The sequence below is a fragment of the Kitasatospora sp. NPDC088134 genome, assembly GCF_044741705.1.
Taxonomy (GTDB): domain Bacteria; phylum Actinomycetota; class Actinomycetes; order Streptomycetales; family Streptomycetaceae; genus Kitasatospora.
This window is the reverse complement of record NZ_JBIUTD010000016.1, coordinates 22,654-46,331: the sequence shown is the minus strand read 5'-3', so window position 1 is coordinate 46,331 and position 23,678 is coordinate 22,654. Positions and strand designations below refer to the sequence as shown.

The 23,678-nt window shown below is 74.6% G+C and carries 21 protein-coding genes and 3 pseudogenes; 9 read left to right on the top strand and 15 right to left on the bottom strand.

Going from position 1 to position 23,678, the window contains the following annotated elements; genetic code table 11:
* Nucleotides 1–4: 4 nt before the first annotated feature.
* The 3 genes from ACIOHG_RS23750 to ACIOHG_RS23740 form a co-directional block, all read right to left on the bottom strand.
* Entirely contained in the window at nt 5–235 is a 231-nt protein-coding gene (locus tag ACIOHG_RS23750) for a DUF6296 family protein (RefSeq protein WP_400953596.1), read from the bottom strand.
* A gap of 172 nt (nt 236–407) precedes the next feature.
* The gene (locus tag ACIOHG_RS23745; protein ID WP_400953595.1) at nt 408–1,307 is read right to left on the bottom strand and encodes a hypothetical protein; all 900 of its coding nucleotides are present in this window, start codon (nt 1,305–1,307) and stop codon (nt 408–410) included.
* A complete protein-coding gene (locus ACIOHG_RS23740) occupies nt 1,304–2,410 on the bottom strand; it encodes an SPFH domain-containing protein (protein WP_400953594.1) in 1,107 nt (368 codons plus the stop codon). The genes ACIOHG_RS23745 and ACIOHG_RS23740 overlap by 4 nt, the downstream gene beginning before the upstream one ends.
* A 150-nt stretch (nt 2,411–2,560) precedes the next feature.
* On the opposite strand from ACIOHG_RS23740, the gene ACIOHG_RS23735 reads away from it, so the two are divergent.
* Complete coding sequence (locus ACIOHG_RS23735; protein WP_400953593.1) at nt 2,561–2,866, top strand: ferrous iron transport protein A; 306 nt, start codon at nt 2,561–2,563, stop codon at nt 2,864–2,866.
* A gap of 48 nt (nt 2,867–2,914) precedes the next feature.
* Here ACIOHG_RS23735 and ACIOHG_RS23730 read toward each other — a convergent pair.
* A pseudogene (locus ACIOHG_RS23730) lies at nt 2,915–3,799 on the bottom strand (NAD(P)-dependent oxidoreductase); the annotation flags it as partial.
* A 152-nt stretch (nt 3,800–3,951) separates the two neighbouring features.
* On the opposite strand from ACIOHG_RS23730, the gene ACIOHG_RS23725 reads away from it, so the two are divergent.
* Nucleotides 3,952–4,488, top strand: coding sequence for a GNAT family N-acetyltransferase (locus tag ACIOHG_RS23725; protein ID WP_400953592.1), 537 nt, complete (start codon nt 3,952–3,954; stop codon nt 4,486–4,488).
* An 89-nt stretch (nt 4,489–4,577) separates the two neighbouring features.
* Here the strand turns inward: ACIOHG_RS23725 and ACIOHG_RS23720 are convergent, their stop codons facing one another.
* The 4 genes and pseudogenes from ACIOHG_RS23720 to ACIOHG_RS23705 all read right to left on the bottom strand — a co-directional run.
* A complete protein-coding gene (locus tag ACIOHG_RS23720) occupies nt 4,578–5,009 on the bottom strand; it encodes an NUDIX domain-containing protein (protein WP_400953591.1) in 432 nt (143 codons plus the stop codon).
* A 62-nt stretch (nt 5,010–5,071) separates the two neighbouring features.
* A complete protein-coding gene (locus tag ACIOHG_RS23715) occupies nt 5,072–6,004 on the bottom strand; it encodes an SGNH/GDSL hydrolase family protein (protein ID WP_400953590.1) in 933 nt (310 codons plus the stop codon).
* Between the two features lie 172 nt (nt 6,005–6,176).
* On the bottom strand, nt 6,177–7,346 hold the full coding sequence (locus tag ACIOHG_RS23710; protein WP_400953589.1) for a glycosyltransferase: 1,170 nt from the start codon (nt 7,344–7,346) through the stop codon (nt 6,177–6,179).
* 380 nt (nt 7,347–7,726) lie between these two features.
* Nucleotides 7,727–8,878, bottom strand: a pseudogene (locus tag ACIOHG_RS23705) (glycosyltransferase family 4 protein); the annotation flags it as partial.
* Between the two features lie 412 nt (nt 8,879–9,290).
* On the opposite strand from ACIOHG_RS23705, the gene ACIOHG_RS23700 reads away from it, so the two are divergent.
* From ACIOHG_RS23700 to ACIOHG_RS23690, 3 genes and pseudogenes are all read left to right on the top strand, one after another.
* Nucleotides 9,291–12,107, top strand: coding sequence for a TIM-barrel domain-containing protein (locus ACIOHG_RS23700; RefSeq protein WP_400953588.1), 2,817 nt, complete (start codon nt 9,291–9,293; stop codon nt 12,105–12,107).
* A gap of 197 nt (nt 12,108–12,304) precedes the next feature.
* A complete protein-coding gene (locus ACIOHG_RS23695) occupies nt 12,305–13,324 on the top strand; it encodes a hypothetical protein (protein WP_400953587.1) in 1,020 nt (339 codons plus the stop codon).
* A gap of 68 nt (nt 13,325–13,392) precedes the next feature.
* Nucleotides 13,393–13,533: pseudogene (locus ACIOHG_RS23690) on the top strand (nucleotidyltransferase domain-containing protein); the annotation flags it as partial.
* Nucleotides 13,534–14,266: 733 nt separating this feature from the next.
* On the opposite strand, the gene ACIOHG_RS23685 reads toward ACIOHG_RS23690, so the two are convergent.
* Nucleotides 14,267–14,677, bottom strand: a complete 411-nt coding sequence (locus ACIOHG_RS23685; RefSeq protein WP_400953586.1) for an avidin/streptavidin family protein — start codon at nt 14,675–14,677, stop codon at nt 14,267–14,269.
* Between the two features lie 389 nt (nt 14,678–15,066).
* Here ACIOHG_RS23685 and ACIOHG_RS23680 point away from each other — a divergent pair, with 389 nt between their 5' ends.
* On the top strand, nt 15,067–15,897 hold the full coding sequence (locus ACIOHG_RS23680) for a pentapeptide repeat-containing protein (RefSeq protein WP_400953585.1): 831 nt from the start codon (nt 15,067–15,069) through the stop codon (nt 15,895–15,897).
* 168 nt (nt 15,898–16,065) lie between these two features.
* Nucleotides 16,066–16,296, top strand: a complete 231-nt coding sequence (locus ACIOHG_RS23675; protein WP_400953584.1) for a hypothetical protein — start codon at nt 16,066–16,068, stop codon at nt 16,294–16,296.
* Nucleotides 16,297–16,515: 219 nt separating this feature from the next.
* Here ACIOHG_RS23675 and ACIOHG_RS23670 read toward each other — a convergent pair whose 3' ends face one another.
* The 3 genes from ACIOHG_RS23670 to ACIOHG_RS23660 form a co-directional block, all read right to left on the bottom strand.
* Entirely contained in the window at nt 16,516–17,100 is a 585-nt protein-coding gene (locus ACIOHG_RS23670) for a rhodanese-like domain-containing protein (RefSeq protein ID WP_400953583.1), read from the bottom strand.
* 96 nt (nt 17,101–17,196) lie between these two features.
* On the bottom strand, nt 17,197–18,246 hold the full coding sequence (locus ACIOHG_RS23665; RefSeq protein WP_400953582.1) for a TSUP family transporter: 1,050 nt from the start codon (nt 18,244–18,246) through the stop codon (nt 17,197–17,199).
* The gene (locus tag ACIOHG_RS23660) at nt 18,243–18,698 is read right to left on the bottom strand and encodes a rhodanese-like domain-containing protein (protein WP_400953581.1); all 456 of its coding nucleotides are present in this window, start codon (nt 18,696–18,698) and stop codon (nt 18,243–18,245) included. The genes ACIOHG_RS23665 and ACIOHG_RS23660 overlap by 4 nt, the downstream gene beginning before the upstream one ends.
* 350 nt (nt 18,699–19,048) lie before the next feature.
* Between ACIOHG_RS23660 and ACIOHG_RS23655 the strand changes: the two genes are divergently transcribed.
* A complete protein-coding gene (locus ACIOHG_RS23655) occupies nt 19,049–20,419 on the top strand; it encodes a rhodanese-like domain-containing protein (protein WP_400953580.1) in 1,371 nt (456 codons plus the stop codon).
* A 221-nt stretch (nt 20,420–20,640) separates the two neighbouring features.
* On the top strand, nt 20,641–20,907 hold the full coding sequence (locus tag ACIOHG_RS23650; RefSeq protein WP_400953579.1) for a metal-sensitive transcriptional regulator: 267 nt from the start codon (nt 20,641–20,643) through the stop codon (nt 20,905–20,907).
* Between the two features lie 200 nt (nt 20,908–21,107).
* Here the strand turns inward: ACIOHG_RS23650 and ACIOHG_RS23645 are convergent, their stop codons facing one another.
* The 3 genes from ACIOHG_RS23645 to ACIOHG_RS23635 form a co-directional block, all read right to left on the bottom strand.
* Nucleotides 21,108–21,374 (bottom strand): metal-sensitive transcriptional regulator, encoded by a 267-nt coding sequence (locus tag ACIOHG_RS23645; protein ID WP_400716860.1) that lies wholly within the window; start codon nt 21,372–21,374, stop codon nt 21,108–21,110.
* Between the two features lie 263 nt (nt 21,375–21,637).
* Nucleotides 21,638–22,696, bottom strand: a complete 1,059-nt coding sequence (locus tag ACIOHG_RS23640) for a lysophospholipid acyltransferase family protein (protein WP_400953578.1) — start codon at nt 22,694–22,696, stop codon at nt 21,638–21,640.
* The gene (locus ACIOHG_RS23635) at nt 22,693–23,625 is read right to left on the bottom strand and encodes a GNAT family N-acetyltransferase (RefSeq protein ID WP_400953577.1); all 933 of its coding nucleotides are present in this window, start codon (nt 23,623–23,625) and stop codon (nt 22,693–22,695) included. The genes ACIOHG_RS23640 and ACIOHG_RS23635 overlap by 4 nt, the downstream gene beginning before the upstream one ends.
* Between the last annotated feature and the right edge of the window lie 53 nt (nt 23,626–23,678).

The following is a 23,678-nucleotide window of genomic DNA, read 5'->3' as shown; positions in this document are numbered from 1 at the left end:
GGAGTCAGTCGAGTGGTTCGGCGTGGACCGGCGTGCGGGGGCTCTGGTGGCCGCCGCTGGCCAGCATCCGGACCTCCCCGCGATCACTGATCTCGGCCTGCACGATCCCGGACGGGTCCGTGTAGACCGGATGCCCACCCGGCCCCCTGGTTCCGGTGGCCTCCACCACCACTACGTCCTGCTCGGCATGGCCGCCGGTCTCCCCGGGGAACGTGAGGGCGAAGCGTTGCACCATGATCGGTTCTCCTAACCGTCCCGTCCCCCCATCGTAGGCACCCCGGACGGAGACCCGGCGGACGACCGGCCGGGGCGGAGGAGGTGTTCCCGCGCCGGAGGCGGTGTGCGCCGCACTGTTCGACGACGGGGCGGCGGCGGACGCGGCCCCGGCGGAGGGAGCGCGGGCCCGGTCAGACCAGCAGGTGGAGGCGCTGGGCGGCCGGGCCGACCTGGACGGTCTGGCCCCAGGTCAGCTGCAGGGCGTCGGCCTCGACGCCGTCACCGAAGGCGACCAGGCGTTCGGACTCGACGGTCAGACTGAGGTGCTGCTCCGCGCCGAGCAGGCCCTCGACCCGGGAGGTCCCCGTCACCGGGGACGGCCAGGCCTCGCGGACGAACCAGGACAGGCCCGGGGCGGTCGGGGACGGCAGTTCCAGGCGGCTGGAGCGCTGCAGCCAGGCCGAGCGGCACCAGCCGGTCGCGCCGGTGCCCGTCCCCACCAGCACGCCCGAGGACGCCTGCGACTCGGCCGCGCCGCCCGGCGCCGCCAGCCGGTAGCGGGCGGTCTGGTGGCCGGGCTGCCCCAGGTAGATCTCGTTCAGCGCCAGCAGTCGCTGGGTGTCGTCCGCGACCGCCTCCACCATGGTCCGCAGCTCCAACCGCCGCTCCACGCCCGGCGCGACGGCCGCCCGCAGCAGCACGCCGGCCTGCGCCGAACGGTGCCGCACCAGCACGCCCGGGTTGCGGCCCGGCTCGGCGTCCACCCCGATCACCGGCTGCCCCGCCAGGTACTTCGCGGTGTTGGCGACCAGCCCGTCCTGGCCGACCACCACGACCAGGTCCTCCGGGCCGAACAGGAAGCGGTCCAGGTCGGAGCGCTCCACCCGGGTCTGCCGCCAGTCCAGCGGCACCGCCGCCGACACCTCGGCCAGCGCGCCCCGGGCCAGGTGGTGCCGCTGCTCGGCCTCGGCCAGCGAACGGCCGCGCCGGGCGAGGAAGAACTCGGCCTGGCCCCGCGTCCCGTGGTGCGCGATCAACTCCTCGTACTCGGTGCGCCGGTGGACCAGCACCACGCGCGGGGCGAGACTCATCGAACCGGCACCTCGGCACCGCCCGTGCTCGTGCCCGCAGTTGCGCCCGCGGTGGCGCCCGCAGCCGGGGTCGTCGCCGGGCTGGAGAGCCGGGTGAGCAGGCCGGTCAGCACGTCCGGGGTGAGCGTGATGCTGTCGATCCGCGGCAGGTGCTCGGCCAGCCGGATCAGCGCCAGCGCCTGCAGGATCTCCGGCCCGACCTGCTGGTGCGCGGTCAGCCAGGCCGCCTCCGCGGCCGCCTTCGCCTCACCCAACGCCCTTGCCGCCTCGGCCTGTTGCACCGCCATGGTGCCGGCCGCCTCGGCCTCCGCCACGGCCAGCCGGGTGCGCCGGGCCGCCTCGGAATCCGTCCGCACGGCGTCGGCGGCGGCCTTCTGCTCCGCGTCGCGCCGTGCGTTGGTGCCCTTCTGTGCCACCAACTCCTCCTCGCGCCGGGCGAGTTCGATCTGACTTTCCAACTCGTTCTCGGCGATCGCGCGTTCCCGCTCGACGGCGACGGCGCGCCGCTCGTAGGTCGCCCGGTCGGCCTCCTGCTGGACCTGCTCGCGGGCCGGGGTGCGCAGCGCCCGCTCCATCTCGGCCTCCGGGCGGACGGCGGTGACGCGGACCGCGAGCACCGTCAACCCGATCTCGGCCAGCCGGGATTCGGCGGCCAGGCCCGCCGCGATCCGTTCCCGGACGGTGGTCACGCCGTCGACCAGGGTCTCGGCGAGCGGGGCGTGGGCGATCAGTTGGAGGGCGTGCTGCTGGGCGGTTTCGGTGAGCAGGGTGCCGAGTTGGGCGAGCGGTTCGGAGCGCCAGGCGCCGGTGTCCGGGTCGATGCCGAAGTCGAGGCGGGTCGCGGCGACGGTCGGGTCGCTGATCCGGTAGGTGACGGTGGCCTGCACCGCGAGGTCCTGGAAGTCGGCCGTCCTGGCGTGGAACATCATCGCCAACTCGCGGTCCTCCGCCGGTACTTCGGATATCGCGGCGGTGAGCGGGCGGAACCAGAAGGCGAGACCGGTGCCTTCGTGGGCGAGCTGGCCGCCGCGCAGGTGGCGGATGTGGCTGGTGGGCGCGGAGCGCAGGTGCCGGAAGCCGAAGCGGCGCGTGATGTCGGCCATGGGAGTCGCGGTGTCCTTTCTTTTCGTCGTAATGACGATAAAGGATGCCGCCCATTGTCGTCAATACGACGAAAAGGGGGTTCGGGGTTCGGGCCCCATGGGCGGCGCACATCGATGGCCGGGACGGGTCGGTTCGTGCATGCTGGCCGCATGGCGGAAGAAGGTCGGGCGATCCACGGCGATTCGCCGGTTCGGGTCCGGCCGGAGGGTTCGCTCGCCGCCGGCGCCCGGGTGACGGTCGTTCGCGACCGGGGGTGGGACGGTCCCTGGCGGGCGGAGTTCCAGGGCGTCGTCGATGCTCTGGTAGCCCCGGAGCCGGTGGTCCACCCCCAGGCAGAAGTCGGGGAGTTGGCCTACTGGGTGGCGTTCGACGAGCCGCAGTACGACAGCGACGGGGGCGGTCCGTACCGCAAGGCCCTGATCTGGTCCCGCTACCTGCGGCCGGTCCGCCGGTAGGCCGGCCGCTTCGGCGTCGTGGGCGCCCGGGGCGTCCCGGACGGAGCGTCAGATGTTCGCCCGGGTGCGGGAGGTGGTGGAGATCGCGGCGAGGTCCTGCTCGCCGTGGCCGTGGGCGATGGCCTGGAGGAGCGAGTCGCGCAGCAGTGCGGCGAGCGGCAGCGGGACCCGGGAGGCGGTGCCGGTCGACAGGGCGAGGTCGACGTCCTTCAGGCCCAGGGCCAGGCGGAAGCCGGCCGGTTCGAAGGACTGCCGGGTGATCATCGCGCCGTAGCCCGCATACACCGGCCCGGGGAAGAGCGAGTCGGTGAGGACGTCGAGCAGGGCGGCCGGGTCCAGGCCGTTCGCCTCGGCGAGCGCGGCGGCCTCGGAGAAGGCCTCGATCGCGGACACCAGCAGGAAGTTGGCGGAGACCTTGGCGACGTTCGCGGCCGCCGGGTCCTCGCCGAGCGGCCAGGTGCGGCGCCCCATCGCCTCGAACAGCGGTGCCAGCCGGTCGAGTTCGGCGGCCGGCCCGGCGGCCAGGATGTTCAGGTTCCCGGCCGCCGCGACGTCCGTCCGCCCCAACACCGGTGCGGCGACGTACCCGAGGCCGTGCCGGGCGTGCAGCTCGGCCGCCCGGCGGGCCAGTGCGGGGGAGACCGTGGCCATGTTGACGTGCACCCCGGCCCGCGCCGAGGACAGCAACTCCTCGTCCAGCAGCAGCACTTCGACCGCGTGGTCGTCCGCGAGCATGGAGATCACCACCGGCTGCTCGAACACCTCGGCGAGCGACCCGGCGGCCGAGGCGCCGCCCCGGACCAGTTCGGCGACCGGCTGCGGCGAACGGTTCCACACCCGCACCGCGTGCCCCTCCGCGAGCAGCCGGCGGGCCATCGCCCGACCCATCGCCCCGAGTCCGACGAAACCGACATCCATGCGCAGTGCCTCCCGGCGGGTCGTGGACGCTCTCCGGGCCCGATGCTACGACGCCGGGTGCCCCGAACGGCGCCGCCACGCGTCGGAAGACAGCGGGTCGGGCGGCGGCGGTTCGGCAGACTGGAAAGGAGGGCGCGTGGAAGGGGGGCACGTGCGAGGATGCCGCCATGGTGACGGTGCGGACGGTGCACACGGCGGAACTGGACCCGGCGACCCGGCGGGCGGCGCGCGACCTGCTGTTCGAGGTGTTCGGCGCGGAGATGACCGAGGAGGACTGGACGCACTGCCTCGGCGGTCTGCACGTCCTGGCCCACGAGGGCGCGGAGTTGATCGGCCACGCCGCCGTGGTCCAGCGGCGGCTGTCCAGCGGCGGGCGGATTCTGCGGGTCGGCTACGTGGAGGGCGTGGTCGTCCGGGCCGACCACCGGCGCCGGGGCGTCGGCGGCCGGCTGATGGCCGAGGCGGAGCGCATCGTGTACGCCGCGTACGACCTCGGCGCGCTCGGTGCCAGCGAGGAGGGCATCCCGTTCTACCTGTCCCGCGGCTGGCTGCCGTGGACCGGCCCGACCTGGGCGCTCGGCCCGCAGGGGCGGATGCGCACCGCCGAGGAGGACGGCGGCATCTACCTCTTCGGCGGCGGAAGGGAGTTGGACCCGTCGGCCGACCTCACCCTGCTCGAGTGGCGGGAGGGCGAGGTCTGGTAGCACCCGGCGCGCCGGGCCGCCTCGCGCTGTCCTGTGCCGCCTCGCCGCGCGGCCTGGTGCCGCCTCGGGCGGCCCCGCCGGACGGCTGGTCAGGAGAGGTCGATGCGCTCCAGCCAGCTGTCCTGGCCGTCGGCCAGGGGGCGGTCGAGAGGGAGCGGGACGAACCGGCAGGCGAAGCGGAGGCCCGCATCGTCCCCTGCGCCGCGGACAAGGTGCTCCCAGGCGTCGGGGGCGTCCTCGGGCGCCCGGAGGTGGAAGAAGCTGGTGCGCCGCAGCTGTCCGGTTTCGGGGTGCGGCCGGTCGTCCACCGCGAGCAGCCGTACCACCCGTGCCGTCAACAGCCCTGATTCCTCGACGACTTCGCGGAGCACGGCCTCCTCCGGCGGCTCGCCCGCCTCGACCCCTCCGGCGGGGACCTGGGTGCCGGCCTCCGGCATGCCCACGTGGTCGAACACCAGCAGTTCGGGGCCGGGGCGGTGCCGGATCACGTACGCGGCCACGCGGATTCTCGGGAGAGTCATCCCGCCATTGTCCGGCCCGCCGTCGGTCGTCGTCGGTCGTCGTTGGTCGTCACCGCCGGTCGTCACCGTCCGCCGTGGGCGGCCGTTTGTGATGCGGTGCCGGTGCCGGTGTCGGGGGCCGGTCCGGCGGCGGGGGTGCCGCTCGCGGCCGGGGTCGGGGCCGGACGGGCTTCGGTGGCGGTGAGGCGGGCGACGATCTCCGCGGTGGCGCGAGCCTCGTCCCGGTCGAGCCGCCGGGTGGAGCCGCGCAGCAGGTGGCGGGCCTCCAGGGCGGCGAGGGCCACCAGTCCGGGCAGCAGGTCGGTGGAGCGGGCGGCGACCCAGCGGGTGCCCCGGGTCAGCATCCACCACAGGTCGGCCCCCGGTCTCGGGGCCCTGACGGCCAACTCCTCCGGCGCCGCCCCCACCGGGTGGCCGGCCTCGGCCAGCAGGGCGTGGAACCCGCGGGCGATCAGCTGGTGCCCGGCGGCGCTGGGGTGCAGCCGGTCGACGCTCAGCAGCGAACGGTCCTGCGTCCAGGGCAGGTCCGCCAGGTGCTGGTGCACCGCGCCGTAGTGCTCGGACAGCCCGTGCACCACCGCGTTCACCCCGCGCATCCGGCGTGCGAGCGGACGCGCCAACGGGGCCGGCAGCCCGAGCAGCCGACCGGGATCGGGCAGGCAGGCGGTCAGCGGAACGGCACCGGCGGACGTCAAGGAGGAGAGCGCGGCGGCAAAGTGACGGGCCGTCAGCTCCAGGTCGAACGAAGCGCGCAGCGTGTCGTTGCCGCCCACCACCACGGCCGCGTACCGGGGCCGGAACGCCAGCGCGGTCGGCAGTTGGGAGACCAGCAGGTCGCGGCTGAGCGAGCCGCTGTCGGCGAGGTTGCGGAACTCCACGGCGTCCGGCGAGAGGCTGGGCGCCAGCAGCGCCGCCCACCCCCGCCACCCGCCGGGAACCGGGTCACCGACGCCCTCGGTGAGGGAGTCGCCGAGTGCCGCGAACCGAACTGTCATGACGTCCCTCCGGTGGGGCGAAGTGGAGACGGGATGGGTCTGCGCGGGCACGGGGACGCGCCGGTGCACGCACCCGGTGCCGGAGCCCGGGGAGGCCCGGGTCCCGGGGCCCGGGAAGGCGGAGGAGGGAGGGGCAGAGGGGAAGGGGGAGGGGAAGAGGGGGAGGGCGCGGTCAGCCGGTCGTGGGGAGGGGGGCGGAGACAGGGACGGGGACCGGTGGTGCGTGATGCGCGGTCAAGAAGGCGGTCGCGGCAGCGTCCCAGCTGAACTCCTCGGCGCGAGCGCGGGCCGCGGCGCGCCGCTCCGCTTCCGGGCGGTCCAGCAACTCCCGTACCGCGTCGGCGAATTCGGGGCCGGAGTCGATCGCGGCGAGACCGCCCCGGCCGACCACCTGGGGCAGCGCGGACGAGCGGCTGACCGCCACGGGCGTCCCGCAGGCCAGGGTCTCCAGCGCGGCCAGTCCGAAGGTCTCCACCGGGCCGGGCGCGATCACCGCGTCCGCGGTGGCCAACAGGGACGCCACCGCGGAGCGTTCGGCCAGGTGTCCCAGGAACCGTACGGGCAGACGCAGTTCGGTGGCCCGCCGCTCCAGTCGGGCCCGCAGCGGGCCGGTGCCCGCCACCGCCAGCACCGCCGGGACGCGGTGCCGCCGGCGCAGCTCCGCCAGCGCGTCCAGGGCGCGTTCGGGCCGCTTCTCCGCCGACAGCCGCGAGCACATCACCAGCAGCACCTGGTGCGGGTCGGCGAGCCGCTCGCGCAGCGCCGGGTCGTACCGGGAGGGGTGCATGGCGTCGAGGTCGACGCCCAGCGGGGCCTGGGCGAGGTTGGCCGCCCCGATCCGGTGGAACTCCTCGGCGGCCCACGCCGTGGTGCACAGCACCGTGTCGTAGGCCCGCGCGGTACGGGAGTTGAGCCGGTCGGCGAGGCGCCGCGCGACGGCCGGCGGCACCCCCCACGCGCCGATCACGCCGGTGGCGCTCTCGTGCGACACCATCATCGACCGCACCCCGTGTGCCCGCGCCCACTCGCCCGTCCAGCGCAGCGTGGTGCGGTCCGACACCTCCAGCCGGTCCGGCGCCAGCTCGGCCAGCACGGCCTCGACCGCGCGGCGGTCCCGGAGCACCCGGTAGCCGCCCGTCCCCGGCACCAGCGGGCCCGGCAGCGTCACCACCCGCCCCTGCTCCGTCCACTCGTCGCCGCGAGCCGGGCCGGGCACCACCAGGACGGGCTGGTGCCCCGCCGCCAGGTAGCCCGCGCCCAGGTGCCGCAGTGCGGTGCGCAGACCGCCGGAGACCGGGGTGACGAAGTTCGCCACCCGGACGATGCGCAGCCCCCCGCTCATGCCGGCTGCTCCTCGACCAGGTCGGCCCCGCCCCGGACGGCGGCGGCCGGGCGCGGCACGCCCCCTGGGTGGATCGGCACCACCACGGCGGCGGCTTGCGCGGCCTGCGGGGCCTGTGCGGCCGGTTCGGACGGTGCGCTCCGGGTGGTCGGGGCGGGCGCCGGGCTCTCGGCGGCCGGGAGCTCCGTGCCGCGCGGGTCCGCCGGGGCGGGCTGCTCCGTGCCCTCCGCCACCACGGGCTGCGCGGCCGCCGCGCCCGGGGACCGGCGGGGCGTCGGGACGCCGGGCCCGACCGGCATCTGCGGCGGAACGCCGTCGACCGGAACGGCGGTGGGCGGAACGGCGGTGGGCGGTGCCGGGGTGGCCGGGACGGCGAGGGTGGCGGCGAGCTGCCGGCGGTGCTCGGCGATGACGTCCTCGTAGTGCTGGACGAGCTGGTCGCCGACCGCCTCCCAGGTCCGGTCGGTGACCTCGGCCCGTCCGGCGGCGCCGTACTGGGCGCGCAGTTCGGGCGCGGCGGCGAGGGAGGCGACGGCGCGGGCGACGGCGCCCGGGTCGCGGGGGGCGACCAGCAGGCCGGTGCGGCGGTGGCCGACCAGGTCGAGCGGTCCGCCGACGGCGGGGGCGACCACCGGGACGCCGCTGGCCATCGCCTCCTGGATGGTCTGGCAGAACGTCTCCAGCGGACCGGTGTGCACGAACAGGTCCAAGGTGGCGAAGCAGCGGGCGAGTTCGGCGCCGGTGCGGCGGCCGAGGAACACCGCGCCGGGCATCGCGGCCTTCAGCGCGGGCGCGCTCGGACCGTCGCCGATCACCACCACCCGCACGCCCGGCAGCCGGGACGCCTCGGCGAGCAGGTCGACGCGCTTCTCGGGGGCGAGCCGTCCGACGTAGCCGATCAGCACCTCGCCGCCGGGGGCGAGCGCGCGGTGCAGGGCCTCGTCGCGGTGGTCGGGGTGGAAGCGGACCGAGTCGACGCCGCGGGCCCAGATCCGCACCTGGCGGACCCCGTGCGCGGTCAGGTCCTGGGCGGCGGGGGTGGACGGGGCCAGGGTGCGGGCGGCGGCGCGGTGCACGGAGCGGATGCGGGCCCAGGCGATGGCGGAGCCGACGCCGCGCCCCATCCGGTACGCCTGCGCGTACCCGGCGAGGTCGGTCTGGTAGACGGCGACGGTGGGCAGGTCGAGGCGCTCGGTGAGCCGGGCGGCTCGCGCGCCGAGGATGAACGGACTGGCCAGGTGCACCACGTCCGGCCGGTGGGCGGTCAGCGCGGCGGCCAGCTTGCGGCTGGGCAGCGCGATCCGCACCTGCGGGTAGCGGGGCAGCGGGATCGAGGGGACGCGCACCACCGGCAGCGGTTCCCGGTCCGGGCCGAAGGACTGCGGCGGGCAGTGCGCGCCCCGGGCCGGAGCGGGGGTGATCACCAGCGGCTGGTGACCCCGCCGGACGAGGTGTTCGGCGGCCCTCAGCACGCTGTGGGCCACGCCGTTGACCTCGGGCGGGAAGGACTCGGTGACGATGGCGACTCGCATGCCAACGTTGTTGCCAATCCGGGCGTGCGGCCAGCCAAAGGGATCTTTCGCGGAGACGAACGTCTGCCACCAATTCCGCACAGGTGTGTGAACGGGGTGGCGGGCCGGTCGGCGGATCGGCCGACGGGCCGGTCGGCGGATCGGTCGGCGCTTCGGGCGGTGCTTCGCGCAGAGCCGGTGCGCAGTTTGCGCGAAACTGCTCGAAACTATGTCTGATCGAGCGCTTGACGTCATGTCGGGTTGCTGCTGCGATGTGTACCGGTCAACCGGCCGTGCGCCGCCACCCACCCAACCCCGGCCGTTTGCGCGGGACTTGACGGCCCGACCGGCAGCTTCGGCGCCCCGACCCCCGCTCGACCCTGCCCGACCCCGTTCGGCCCCGTTCGACCCCTGCCGAGGAGGAACTCCGCACATGCGCTCCGCCCCGCACACCCCGCCCCCACCCCGGACCGCCGGTGGCGAACGCCGCCGCCCCGGCGCGCTGACCGTCGTCCTGCTGACGCTCGCCGCCCTGCTGGCGGGCCTCGGCCCGGCCACCGCCGCGCACGCCAGCACCGCTGGCAACGTCACCGGCGTCACCCGCTCCGGCAACACCTTCACCGTCGCCACCTCCGGCGGCGCGGCCGCCCGGGTCCAACTCGCCCGCGCCGACATCTTCCGGATCTGGCTCAGCCCCAACGGCGCGTTCACCAACGACCCGGCCGGCACCGACCTCGCCACCACCACCGACTTCGGCACCGTCGCCGCCACCCTCACCGACGCCGGTACCTACTGGCGGATCACCACCGGCGCGATCTCGCTGCGGATCAACAAGACCCCGCTGACCTTCGCGCTCTACCGCGCCGACAACACCACCCTGCTCTGGGCCGAGTCCCAGCCCACCAGTTGGACCAGCAGCCAGACCACCCAGTACCTCGCCCGGGGCGCCGACGAGCAGTTCTACGGCACCGGCCTGCACCTCGGCGAGTGGGCGCTGCGCGACAAGACCGTCCCCGTCGCCGTCTCCAACTCCTGGACCGAGAACAGCAATGCCAGCCCCGCGCCGTTCTACATGTCCACCAACGGCTACGGCGTCATGCGCAACACCTGGGCCCCCGGCAGCTACGCCTTCAACTCGCCCACCCAACTCACCCACAACGAGAGCCGGTTCGACGCCTGGTACTTCGCCGGGAACTCGCTCAAGGACGTTTTGAACGCCTACACCGACGTCTCCGGCAAGCCCTTCCTCGCCCCGATCTGGGGACTCGAACTCGGCAACGCCGACTGCTTCAACGCCTCCAACTCCACCTACACCGGCGACCACAACCGGCTGCGCCACCAGACCACCCCCGACGTGGTCGGCTACGCCACCGACGCCCGCGCCGCCGACATGCCCTCCGGCTGGTTCCTGCCCAACGACGGCTACGGCTGCGGCTACACCGACCTGCCGAACACCGTCACCTCGCTGGCCGCCAAGGGCGTGCACACCGGCCTGTGGACCTCCACCGGCCTCAACAACATCAACTGGGAGGTCGGGACGGCCGGTTCGCGCGCCGTCAAGACCGACGTGGCGTGGATCGGCGGCGGCTACAAGACCGCCTTCACCGGCGTCAACCAGGCCGTGGCCGGCATCGAGAACAACTCCGACGGCCGCCGCTTCGTCTGGACCGTCGACGGCTGGGCCGGCACCCAGCGCAATGCCGTGGTGTGGACCGGCGACACCCACGGCACCTGGGACGCCATGCGCTGGCACGTCCCCTCCATCGCGGGCGCCGGCCTGTCCGGCCTCAACTACGCCTCCGGTGACATCGACGGCATCTACGACGGCAGCCCCAAGACGTACGTCCGCGACCTGCAGTGGAAGGCCTTCACCCCCGCCTTCATGACGATGTCCGGCTGGGGTACGACCAACCCGTCCACCGGCTACAACGACAAGCAGCCCTGGCGGTACGCCGATCCGTACCTGTCGATCAACCGCAAGTACCTGCAGCTCAAGATGCGGCTGATGCCGTACCTGTACACCATGAGCCGGGTCGCCACCGACACCGGCGTCCCCGCCACCCGCGCGATGGTGCTGGAGTACCCCGACGACCCGGTCGCGCGCGGCAACCTGACGAGTGGTCAGTTCATGGCCGGCGACTCCTTCCTGGTCGCCCCCGTGGTCAGTGACACCAGCGTCCGCGACGGCATCTACCTGCCCGCCGGCACCTGGACCGACTACTGGACCGGCAAGGCCTACGCCGGTCCCGGCTGGCTCAACGGCTACAGCGCCCCGCTCGACACCCTCCCGCTGTTCGTCAAGTCCGGTGCGGCAGTGCCGATGTGGCCGCAGATGAACTACACCGGCGAGAAGCCCGTCTCCACCCTCACCTACGACGTCTACCCGCGCGGCACCTCCTCCTTCACCCTGTACGAGGACGACGGCACCACCCGCGCCTACCGGAGCGGCGCCTCCTCCCGGCAGACCGTCAACGTCACCGCGCCGAACGGCGGTTCGGGTGACGTCACGCTCGCGGTCGGCGCCGCCAACGGCAGCTACACCGGTCAACTCTCCTCCCGTGACTACGAGTTCACCGTGCACGCCGCCACCGCGCCGAGCACCGTCACCGCCGGGGGCACCGCGCTGCCGCAGCTCGGCAGCAAGGCCGCGTACCAGGGCGCCACCACCGGTTGGTATTTCGACGCCGCCGACCGCTCCGGAACGCTCTGGATCAAGGCCGGCAACCACGCCGTGAACACCGCCTTCAGCGTCACCGCCAGCGGCCTGACCCTGCCCACCGGCACTCCCGTCACCGCCAGCGGCCCCATCCCGCAGGCCGGTTGGAAGGTCGTCTCCGCCGACAGCCAGGAGACCACCAACGAGAACGGCGCTGCCGCCAACGCCATCGACGGCAGCGCCGCCACCATCTGGCACACCCAGTGGTCCGGCACTGCCACCCCGCTCCCGCACGAGATCCAGATCGACCTCGGTGCCCGCTACTCCGTCGACAGCCTCGGCTACCTGCCCCGGCAGGACGGCGGCGTCAACGGCCGGATCGGCGGCTACGAGGTCTACGTCTCCGACAGCACCACCTCCTGGGGCAGTCCCGTCACCACCGGCACCTTCGCCGACACCGCTACCGCGAAAACGGCGACGTTCACCGCGAAGGCCGGACGCTACCTGCGCCTGCGTGCCACCAGCGAGGCCGGCAACCGCGGACCGTGGACCAGCGCCGCGGAGATCACCGCCACCGGCAGCCCCGCGCCGTAGGCCGTAGCGCCGCTTGCCGTACCTCCTGGCGGTGCCTGATCCTGCCCCGTTCCCGGCCGGCCCTCGGTCGGGGGCGGGGCATCGGGGTGTTCGGGCGTTCGTGCTGTGCTGTGCTGTGCAGGGGGCGTCGGGGGTGAGGGCGTCTGGGCGAGGGCGTTGCGCCCGAAATGTCCGGAAGGTGCGGATATTCTGGAGTGATGGCGGACTCGGGCGCGACGGCGGCGGCACTCTGGCACGCCGTCCGCGACGACCCCGCCCGGCTCCCCGAGCATCTGGCCGAACTGGCGGTCCGTCAGCAGTCCGCCCCCGCGGCCGAGGCCGTCGCCCGGCTCTCCGGCACCCTCGACGAGCGCCGCGACGCCGTCATGACCCGCGGCATCCGGCTCACCATGACCGAGGGCTGCTTGGTCGGCGGCCCGCTGATCCTCCTCGTTCCCGTCGCCTTCTGCGCCGGCCTGCTCGCCCAGACCCGGATGGTCCTGGAACTCGCCGAACTCGCCGGCGCCGACGGCGACCACGCCGACCGGGCCGCCGAACTCCTCGTCCTGCAGGGTGTCCACGCCACCACCGGCGAGGCGCGGGCGGCCCTGGTCGCCGAACCGTCCGGGGCCCCGGCGGGGGAGGGGCCGACGGACAGCGGCCCGAGCCGGAGCCGAAACAGGAGCCGGAGCCGAAGCAGGAGCAGGAGCAGGAGTTGGCGCCGGTCCTGGGTCACCCGGTTCGACCTGGTCCGGCGGATGGCCTACCTGCTCGGCCTGGTCGCCATCGAGGAGCAGCGGCGCGGCGGGCTGCGCCGGCTGGCGGGCTGGATCGGCGTCACGCTGCTGGTCGTCGTCGGGTTCGCCCTCCCCGTGGTGTGGATCCCCGTGATGGGCCGCGCCAACGTCAAGGCCACCGGCGCCCTCGCCCGCCGCGCCACCGCCCACTACTGGCCCACCGGAACGGGCGAACGGCCGCACCGGGCGTACGTCCGCACCGCGACCGCCGCCGTCCTCGGCCAGACCTTGATCGCCGTCCTGCTGCCCGTCGCGGCGTTCCTGCTGGTGCTCTTCCTCGGTCTCGACCTGGCCGGCGGACGGCTCACCACCGCGCTCCTGGTCGCGCTCGCCGCCGGAGCCGCGTACGCGGCCGACCGCGCCCGCCGCGCCCGCCGCGCCCGGGGCACCCGGGGCACCCGCACTCGGGGCGACGCCGGAGCAGGAGCGGACCGCGTCTGAAGCCGGGGCGCTGGGGGCGGTAGGTGCACCGCACGGGACCGGTACGAACCGTATGAGAGGGTGACCGGATGCGTGACCAACTGATCGCCCAGGCCCGCCGACTGGTGGCGGAACGATTCCCCGACGCGTCGGCCGTGCTGCTCGCCGGGTCCGCCGCCACCGAACGCGCCCGGCCGACCAGTGACCTCGACCTCGCCGTCCTGCTCCCCGACGGGCGGACGCCCCACCGCGAGACGCTGCGCCACGAGGGCCGACCGGTCGAGGTCTTCGCCCACACCCTGGACAGCCTGGCCGAGGTGCGCGCCTTCGACGCCGCCTCGCGCCGCGCCGTCGTCCAGCAGCTCTACGCGACCGGGCTGGTCCTGCTCGACCGCGACGGCCACGCCGCCCGGCTGGCCGAGGAGGCCCGGGCCGAACTGCTCGCCGGACCGCAGCCGCTCCCCGCCGAGCGCCGCGAGGACCTGCGGTACGCGCTGACCGACCTGCTGGACGACCTCGGCGACGCCCCCGACCGGTGGGAGGCCCAGGCCATCGGCGCCGAGACCCTCCGCACCGCCGCCGACCTGCTCAGCGACCACCACCGCGTCTGGCTGGGCACCGGCAAGTGGTTCCCGCGCCGCCTGCTCGCCGCCGACCCCGAACGGGCCGCCCGCCTGCTGGACGGCCAGCGCCTCCTCGCCGCGTCCGGCGACCCCGCCCCGCTGCTGGCCGCCGCCCACGAGGTCCTGGACCTGGTCGGGGGCCCGCTCACCGAGGGCTACCGCCGCGAATGGCCCGTCGCGGCACGGTCGGCCGATCGAGGACCCGCGCGCGAAGGGTGGACACGCTTTCGCAGCACGGCTTCTGACGGATCGTCTGCTTTTTGGTGGCCGGCGCGGCGCAGTCCGTGGGTGGGCCGGGACGGGCTCGGGACGGCGGGTGCGGCGAAGGCCGTGGACGGGCTCAGGACGGCGGGTGCGGCAGTCGGCGCACCTCCTCCAGCCGCGCCGGGTCGGGCTCCTGCCGGACGAACAGGTCGTGCCCGACCACCGTCGACTCCCACGCGTCCGGGGCCTCCGCGGACCGGGTCAGCAGCCAGGCCGCCGAGATCCGCTCCACCTCGCCCTCCTGGTACTGGCCGCTCCAGGAGGTCACCGAACCGGCGTCGCCGCTGTCGTTCAGCCAGGCCACCGTCCAGCCCACCGCCGTCCCGTGACCCGCCTCGCGCGGCGGCGCCAGCCGTCCCACCAGCGGATACCGGCCGCTCGCCCGCCCCGTCGCGGAGACGTACGTCCCCGTCAGCGAACCGTCCGGACCCGCCATCAATCGCATGTGCGAACCCAGTTCGCTGTACCAGTCTCCCGTGATGCCCATGCTGCTCCTCACGCCGTTCGGTCGGCCGTCGCCGCGTCGCGCGGACGCTCCCGCCACCACTGTGCCGTCCCCGGGCGGCCGGACGGCGGCGGCGCGCGGACGGGCAGGGGCGGGGGAGGGTAGGTGGGGACGGGCGAGGGCGGATGAGGGCGGACGAGGCGTCGGCGACGGGGCGCGGGCGGGGTCCGGACCTCGACGGACCCGTGCGCGGGAGCGGTTCGGCGGGCAGGGACAATGGCCGGGTGGAACCGCACGCGCACGGTCGGCGTCGCACCCGGCCCGGCCGGGTCGACCAGCCGCGCGAGCACCGGAACCGGAACCGGAATCGGCCCGGGCATCGGTGTCGGTTCTGCCCACCGCCCCACCCCGCCAGCAGGAGACCTCGCACCGTGACCGACCAGCAGCATCCCGCCCCCACCGGCCGTCGCCTCGACCTGCTCGCCGACTGCTCCGCCTGCTTCGGCCTGTGCTGCGTCGCCCTGCCCTTCGCCAAGTCCGCCGACTTCGCCGCCAACAAGAACGCCGGCACCCCCTGCCGCAACCTCCAGACCGACTACCGCTGCGGCATCCACCCCGTCCTGCGCGACCGCGGCTACCAGGGCTGCACCGTGTTCGACTGCTTCGGCGCCGGGCAGAAGATCTCCCAGCACACCTTCGGCGGGCACAGCTGGCGCGAATCCCCCGACACCGCCCGGCAGATGTTCGAAGCCTTTCCGGTGATGCGCCAACTCCACGAACTGATGAGCTACTTGGTGGAGGCCCTGGAACTCCCGGAGTCCCGGCCGGTGTACGCCGAACTGCGCCGCACCCTCGACTCCATCGAGCAACTGACCGACCGGGACGCCGAAGCGCTGATTGCCGCCGACGTCCCCGCGATCCGGGCCGGGGCCAGCGAACTACTGCTCCGGGCGAGCGAATTGGCCCGGAACGCGCTGCCCGGGAAGAAGCGCAACCACCGCGGCGCGGACCTGATCGGCGCCCGGCTCAAGGGCGCCGACCTGCGCGGGGCCAACCTGCGCGGCGCGTACCTGATCGCGGCCGACCTGTCCGGCGCCGACCTCCGCCGGGCCGACCTGATCGGCGCCGACCTCCGGGACGCCGACCTGCGCGGCGCCGACCTGACGGGCGTGCTCTTCCTGACCCAGGCTCAACTCAACGCCACCAAGGGCGATTCCGGCACCCGGGTCGACGCGGCGCTGACCCGTCCCGCGCACTGGTGAGCACCCGGCCCGGACGGGCCCTGTCCTCGAACTGCTGTGCGCAGCGGGGCGCGTAAGGGGGCGCACGGGGGCGCGCGTGGACCCCGGAAACGGGATTAATCACCTGCGGTCCGGACGTCCCCGGCGTATGGTCATGAACTCCCCGACGCGAGAGGAGGGTCATCCGCGATGGGAGTGTTCAAAGACGCCCCGCCCAGCGAGCACCCGGACTTCACCCAACTGCGTTTCATGGCGGCCGGTTCGCCGTCCTGGTGGAAGCGCAACCGGCACAAGGCACTTGGTGCCGGTGGCCTGCTGATCGGCTTCTGGCTGGCCGGCCACCACGACACCCCCGCCCCCGCCGCAACGTGCACACCCACCGCCACCTCCAACAGCTGGACGGGCGGCGACGGCCGCTGACAGTCGTTGAAGACCGGCGGAGGTCGCCGGAGGTCGCCGAAGATCGGTGAAGGTCGCCGAAGGTCGTCGGCGGTTCGGAGGGTTGACGTGCGGCCGTAGCGCGCGCAGACCCCCGGCGTCACCCGTGGTCAGGAACGGGCGGCGCCGGGGGCCGAGGCGCCGATACGGCGAGACGCCGGGGCGCCGACGTGCTGGCGTCGAGCGGGACGGGCCGGCCGGTCAGTGACCGTCGCGCAGCGCGGCGAGCGTCGCCTCGAAGGCGCGGGCCGAGTCGCGGGGACGGTTGTACGGGAGTCGGCCGAGCATCGAACCCATCGCACAGGTGTTGGTGAGGGCCGAGAACAGCAGGCCGCCGCCCACCGCGGCCGACACCCAGCGCACGCCGGGCACCACCACGTCGACCAGTACGCCCGCCAGGACCAGCGAACCCGCCACCAGCCGGACCTGACGGTCCATCGCCCAGCGGACCCGTCGGCCCGGTATCCGATCCAGGTCGCCGCCCCGGTCCGCCCAGGCAGCGGTGCCGCCGTCGACCAGCCGCGCCGGGATGCCGGCCCCCGCGAGCTGCTCGCAGGCGTTCAGGGCCCGGGTGCCGGAAGCACAGACGACGGCCAGTTCGCCGCGCCCGGCGGCAGCGCGCAGCACGGGCAGCGCCTGCGGGAGCCGGTCCAGCGGAACGTTCCGGGCGCCGGGTATGTGGCCGCCGACGAACTCGCCGGGCGACCGGACATCGATCACCGTCACCTGCCCGAGCCGGGGACGGAGCTGTTCGACGGTCAGGGGAGTGGTCGTGGGAGTGGCCACGGGGTGGGCCTTTCGGGAGTGGAAGGGACGAGCGGGGACGGGGCTCGGACGCGCGGTCACGGCCGGGTGGAACGGGGGCTGCGGTTGCCGGGGGCGTCAGGTCGCGGCGTCCAGCAGCATCAGCGCGGCGACGGCGAGCAGGGCACCGGCGAAGATCCGCTGCAGGGTGCGGACTGAGAGCTTCGAGGCGAGCCGCTTGCCGTCCCAGGCGCCGAGGATCGCGGCCGCCGTGAACGGCCCGACCACGCCCCAGGGGATTCCGGCCGCCCCGTCGAGCCGGGGCAGCAGCGCGGCCAGGGAGTTGAGCGTGATCACGAGCAGACTGGTCCCGATCGCCTCGGCCATCGGAAACGCCAGGAACGCGACCAGCGCGGGCACTGCCAGCAACCCACCACCCACCCCCAACACCCCCGTCGCCGCACCCAGCCCTGCCCCCGCGAGCGCAGAGCGACGAGCGGATACCAGGGGAGGGGCGAGGGCGGGTGCGGGGGAGGCGTCGTCGATGTTGTGGGGCTCCGGTGCGACGATGGCGGCGTTCGACGGCGCGACGGCGGAGCGTTCCAGTACGGCAGCGGCGCGCGGGGGCGGGGTGGCGTCGGCGGCCAGCGGGAAAGCGCTTGCCGTCCGCTCGGCCGGGGTGGTCGCTGCCTGGTCGGCGGCCGACGGGAAAGCGCTTGCCGCCCGCCGGGTCGGGGCAGATACCCGTCCGTCGGTGACCAACGGGAAAGCGTTTTCCGTCTGCCCGGTGGAGGTGCTCGCCGGCTGGTCGACCGCGGGGCGGCTGCTGCGTCCGGCGCTCAGCATGCGCCAGGCGGCCAGTGCGGCAAGGAGGGCGAAAGCGGCGGTCAGGGCGGGGGCGGGCAGGTGACGGGAGAGGGCGCCGCCGAGTGCGGCCAGGGGGAGTCCGGCGGCGGCGAACAGCAGGCCGGTGCGCCAGCGGACCCGTCCGGCTCTGGCATGCGCCAGCAGGCCGGTGAGTGAGGTCGCGGCGACGATGAGCAGGCTCGCGGTGGTCGCGGTGCCGGGCGTCAGCCCGAGCAGGTAGATCAGGGCGGGGACGGCCAGCATGCTGCCACCGCCGCCGAGTCCGCCCAGGGCGAGTCCGACCACCGCCCCGGCGACGAGCGCGAGCAGAACGGCCGTCATATCGCGCCGTCGCAGTGACACGAACCCAGGTGCATCGGCAGTCCGGCGAGCGACCAGGCCCGCATCCCGCCGGTCACATTCGCGGCCGGTACCCCGAGCGCGCCCAGCAGTCCGGCGGCGATCGCCGAACGGTTGCCCGAGCGGCAGAGCACGAGCACGGGCCGTCTGCCGGCGGCCGCCCGGACCGACTCGACCGGACCACTCCCGGCGCTGTTCCCGGCACCGTTTCCGGCGCTATTGCCGGGGACCGTGAGTTCGGTGAGTTCGGTGAGCGGGACGAGCAGGGCTCCGGGCGCGTGCGTCTCGGCGTGCTCGTCGGCCTCCCGGACGTCGAGCAGTAGCGCGGCGCCGCTGGAGGCCAGTCGGTGCGCCTCGGTCGGGTCGATCTCGGCGGGGGAAATCCGTACGGAGTCGCGCCGCGCGGGCGTGGGCGGTCGGGGAATCCGGGTCACGGTGTCCTCCTGGCTGACGTCCTCGCTTTGGCGACGGTCGTGGCAGTGGCGAGGGGCGGGGGCGGTACTTGGGGGAGTTCGTCGGCTCCCGGGGCAGTCCATCGGCCCGGGAAGATACCGGTGGGGGTATATCGTTGGGTTCGATCATATACCCCCACCGGTATTCTTCGGCCGCCAAGAGGCCAGAAACTACCTGTTCAGATACCCCCTAGGGCATCTGAAGGCCATGGATCGACCGGTCCGGGCGGGCGCTGCGCCACCGGCCCTGGCACTGCCTCCGACACCGGCACGGCCGTTGCGGCACCGGCACCGGCACCGGCGCAGACCGAGAACAGAGGGATGAGGACCCCGTGTTCTTCGCCCAGTACTACCTCGACTGCCTCTCCCAGGCCTCGTACCTGATCGCGGACGAGCGCACCGGCCGCGCCGTGGTGGTCGATCCGCGCCGGGACGTGGACGAGTACCTCGCCGAGGCCGAGGCCCGCGGGTTCACCGTGGAAGGCGTCATCAACACCCACTTCCACGCCGACTTCCTCTCCGGGCACCTCGAACTGGCCGCCCGCACCGGGGCCTGGATCGGCTACGGGTGGCGCGCCGAGACCGAGTACCCGATCCGCAAACTGGCGGACGGCGAGCGGATCGCCCTCGGCGAGGTGGAGTTGGAGATCATGGAGACGCCCGGCCACACCCCCGAGTCGATCAGCGTCCTGGTCCGCGAGCGTGCGCAGGACGAGGTCCCGTACGGGGTGCTCACCGGCGACGCCCTGTTCGTCGGCGACGTCGGCCGGCCGGACCTGCTCGCCTCCGTCGGGGTCACGGCGGACCGGCTCGGCCGGATGCTGCACGGCAGTGTCCAGCGCAAGCTGATGGCCCTGGACGACCGGGTCCAGGTGTTCCCCGCGCACGGCGCCGGTTCGGCCTGCGGCAAGAACCTGTCCACCGAGCGGCAGTCCACCATCGGGGAGCAGCGCGCCACCAACTACGCCTGCGCGCCGATGTCCGAGGACGAGTTCGTGGCCATCGTCACCGCCGGACAGCCCACCGCGCCCGGCTACTTCGGCTACGACGCCGACCTCAACCGGCGCGAGCGCGAACTGTTCGACGCCGCCGCGCTCGCCGCCCCGCTCGACGCCGCGGCCTTCCTCGGCCACCGTGCCGACGGCGCCGTCGTGGTCGACGCCCGCAACCCCCAGGAGTTCGCCGCCGGTCACCTGGCCGGGGCGATCAACGTCCCCGCGGACGGCCGCTTCGCCGAACAGGCCGGCACCGTCCTCGACCCGGACCGGCCGCTGCTGGTGGTCGCCCCCGAGGGCCGGGAGCGGGAGACCGTCGTCCGCCTCGCCCGAATCGGCTTCGACCGGGTCGTCGGCCATCTCGCCGACCCTGAACGGGCGTTCCGCTCCGTGCCCGAGCAGATGCGCCAGGCCCCCCGTCGCACCGTCGCCGACCTGCGCGCCGAACTCGCGGGCACCGAACCGCCGTTGGTGGTCGACGTGCGGGGCGCCGCCGAGCGCGCGGCCGGGGCCGTCCCCGGCTCGGTGCACCTCCCGCTCGCCGAACTCCCGCACCGGCTGGCCGAGATACCGCAGGACCGCCCCGTCGTCGTGCACTGCGCGGGCGGCCACCGCTCCTCCGTCGCCGCCAGCCTGCTGCGCCACCACGGCCACCCCCGGACCTCCGACCTGCTCGGCGGTTACAGCGCCTGGGAGTCGGCGCTCTGACGCCCGGTGGCCGGCTGCCGGAGCGGTTCGGGGCTCCGGGAATGCGCCCTTCGCTCCTCCGGTTGATACGGGCGGGGGTATGGGCGGAGCCCTTGCCCGACCCCGTCCGTCCTGCCCGTCCCGCCTGTGCGGCGGTCGGGCCGGGCAACGAACGCGAACGCGAACGCGGGCCGGCCCGATCCGGACGGCGGCCCGTCGAGGACGAGGACGAGGAGAAGCTCATGCAGGTCGACGAGGAAGCGGTCGGCGCGGTGCTGAACCGGCTGCGCCGGGCGCAGGGCCAACTGGCCGGAGTGATCGCCATGATCGAGGCCGGGCGGGACTGCAAGGACGTGGTGACGCAGCTCGCCGCCGTCTCGCGGGCCCTCGACCGGGCCGGCTTCAAAATCGTCGCCAGTGGCATGCGGCAGTGCATGGCGGGGGCCGAGGAGGGGGCCGCTCCGATGACCGAGGCCGAACTGGAGAAGCTCTTCCTCGCCCTCGCGTGAGCCGGACGCGCGAGCGGACCGCATAAGTCGGGCGCACGAGCGGGGCGGGCCGTGTGCCACGCTGCCCCCCGGCGGAGTGGTCGGGGGCTGTCCGCACGCGAAAACGGAACGGGTAAGCGCTTTCCGGCACGGTTGTTGCAACCCGCTCCTGTACCCCGCTGCCCCGCCGCTCAGGTTCCGGGCGTTCGGGGCGCGGCTGCTCAGGCCAGGGTGAGGAACATCTTCTCTAGCTCCGCCTCGGTCATCGGCGGGGCGCCCTCGTCGCCGGAGGCGAGGCACTGGCGCATGCCGCTGGCCAGGATCTTGAAGCCGGCCCGGTCGAGTGCGCGCGAGACGGCGGCGAGCTGCGTCACCACGTCCTTGCAGTCCCGGCCCGCCTCGATCATGGCGATCACGCCCGTCAGCTGGCCCTGCGCCCGGCGCAGCCGGTTCAGCACCGCGCCCACGGCTTCCTCGTCCACCTGCATCGAGCACCTCCTTGCCTTCTCCGAACCCGCCCGATCATACGGGAGCGGACCCGCCGGACCGCCCCGGCCGGGAAGGGGGCCGAGCGCCGGTCGGCAGCCGAGCCCCCGGTCGATCGCCCGCCACGTCGAACGTGTCCGGATGAATGCGGGTCCGGTGCTCCGTGCCTGGTCGTCGGGTGGTCACCGGGAGGCCGCCGGGCACCGTCTCCCCGCACGCCCGCCGCGGTGGCCCGTCCCGGGCGGGAGGCCATCGCGGCTACCGACTACCGGCTGTCGACCCCCGCCCCGACCGGGAGCCGGGGAGCGTCCGCCGCCGTGCCGCTGCTCATGCCGGTGCTCGTGTCGTTGCTCGTGCCGCCGCGCGCGGCGGACTGCCGGGCCGGGGCGTCGAGGGGCTGCTGCCGGGGTTCGTCGGGCGTGCGGGTCGGACGCTCGGCGGGGTGCGCGCCCGTCGAGCAGGCGGCGCAGTCCGGGAAGTCCGGCAGGCCGTCGGCGTAGCGCTGCCGGTCCACCACCCGCTGGGCGGCGGCCGCGAGGCGGCGGCGTCCCGGGAAGAGCGCGGGCGGCAGCTGCGGGAGCAGTTCGACCTCCGCGGTCAGGCCGCGCACCGAGACCACCCGCCACAGCGAGGCCAGCAGCCCGTCCTCGCCGACGAACGCCGGTGCCGTGCTCGGCCCGTCCGCGGTGCGGTAACGGAGCGTCAGGGGCTGGACGGGGACGTCCGCGCGCACCGCCGCCTCGAACAGGGCGGGCCGGAACCGTCCGCCGCCGCGACCGCACCAGGTGCTGCCCTCGGGGAACACCACCACGCGCTCGCCCCGGCGCAGCGCCGCGGCGATCTCCTCGACGGTGTCGGGCAGCGCCCGCAGGCGGTCCCGGTCGATGAAGATGGTGCCGCCCCAGGACGTCACCGGGCCGAGCACCGGCCAGCGCCTCACCTCGGTCTTGGCGAGCATCCGCCCCGGCCGGACGGCGGCGACCAGCAGGATGTCCAGCCAGGAGATGTGGTTGGCCACCACCAGCGAGCCGCCGTCCCGCCCGCCGCCGGAACCGGACTTCGCGCCCGCGCCCGGCCCGGGTGCGGCGATCGGCCGCACCCGGACGCCGAGCGCGGCCAGCAGCAGCCGCGCCCACCCGCGGGCCAGGCGCTCGCCCGGCAGCCAGCGCAGCACGCGGACCAGCGGCACCGCCGCGATCCCGGCGACCAGCACGAGCAGGCACCCGACCAGCCGCAGCACCCGCTGCGGCAGCCCGACCCGCGGCCCGGCGACCGTCACGCAGTCCCCGGGCGTGCACGGCGCGGCCGGCAGCCAGGCACTCATGCCGCCGTCGCCGTTCCGGCCGGGCGCCCGAGCGAAGCACCACCGGTGGAAAGCGAGTTGACGGCAGCCGAGCCGTCGGGGGCCGAGCCGTCGGAGGCGGCGTCGCCGATGATCGCGGAGAGCGGCAGGTCTGCCGCGGCGGCCAGGAAGTGCCGCAGGTAGCGCGGGTCGGTGCGCTCCAGCGACAGCAGCACGTACAGGTCCGCGACGTTGAAGTCCGGGTCGTACGCGGGCTCGCCGCACACCCACGCGCCCAGCCGCAGGTAGCCGCGCAGCAGCGCCGGGACGGGCGTGCGGCCCTGCCTGGCCACGCCCTCCGCCGACCACGGGCGCAGCGGCGCCACCCGGTACTCCTGCGGTGCGAGGTGCTTCGCGGACACCGCGTCCCACACCCCGGCGGCCGTCGCCCCGCCGTCCGCCAGCGGCACCGAGCAGCAGCCCGCCAGCCAGGCGTTGCCGGTCGCCGTCATGTAGCGGGCGATGCCGCCCCACATCAGGTTGATGACCGCGCCGTTGCCGCGGTGCGCCTCGGAGATGCAGGACCGGCCGACCTCGACCATGCCGTCCCGCAGCCCGCCCAGCCGCGCCAGGTCGAACTCGGTGTCCGAGTACAACCGGCCCGCGCGGCGCGCCTGTTCGGGACGGAGCAGCCGGTAGGTGCCGACCACCTCGCCGCTCGGCTGCTCGCGCACCAGCAGGTGGTCGCAGAACTCGTCGAACGGGTCGACGTCCAGGCCGGGCACCGGCGAGTCCAGCACCGCGCCCATCTCGTCCGCGAACACCTGGTGGCGCAGCCGCTGGGCGGCCCGCACGTCCTCCGCCGAGCGGGCGAACGCGAGCTGGTACGACGGCTGTTGGTCGACCGCGGGCGCGCCGGAGCGACCACGGGCGGAGGACTGCTCGGCGGGGCGGGCGGGAGCGGTGGTCATGGCGGACTCTCCGGGATCTCGGGGCGCGATACGGTGGCGACAGACGGCACGGG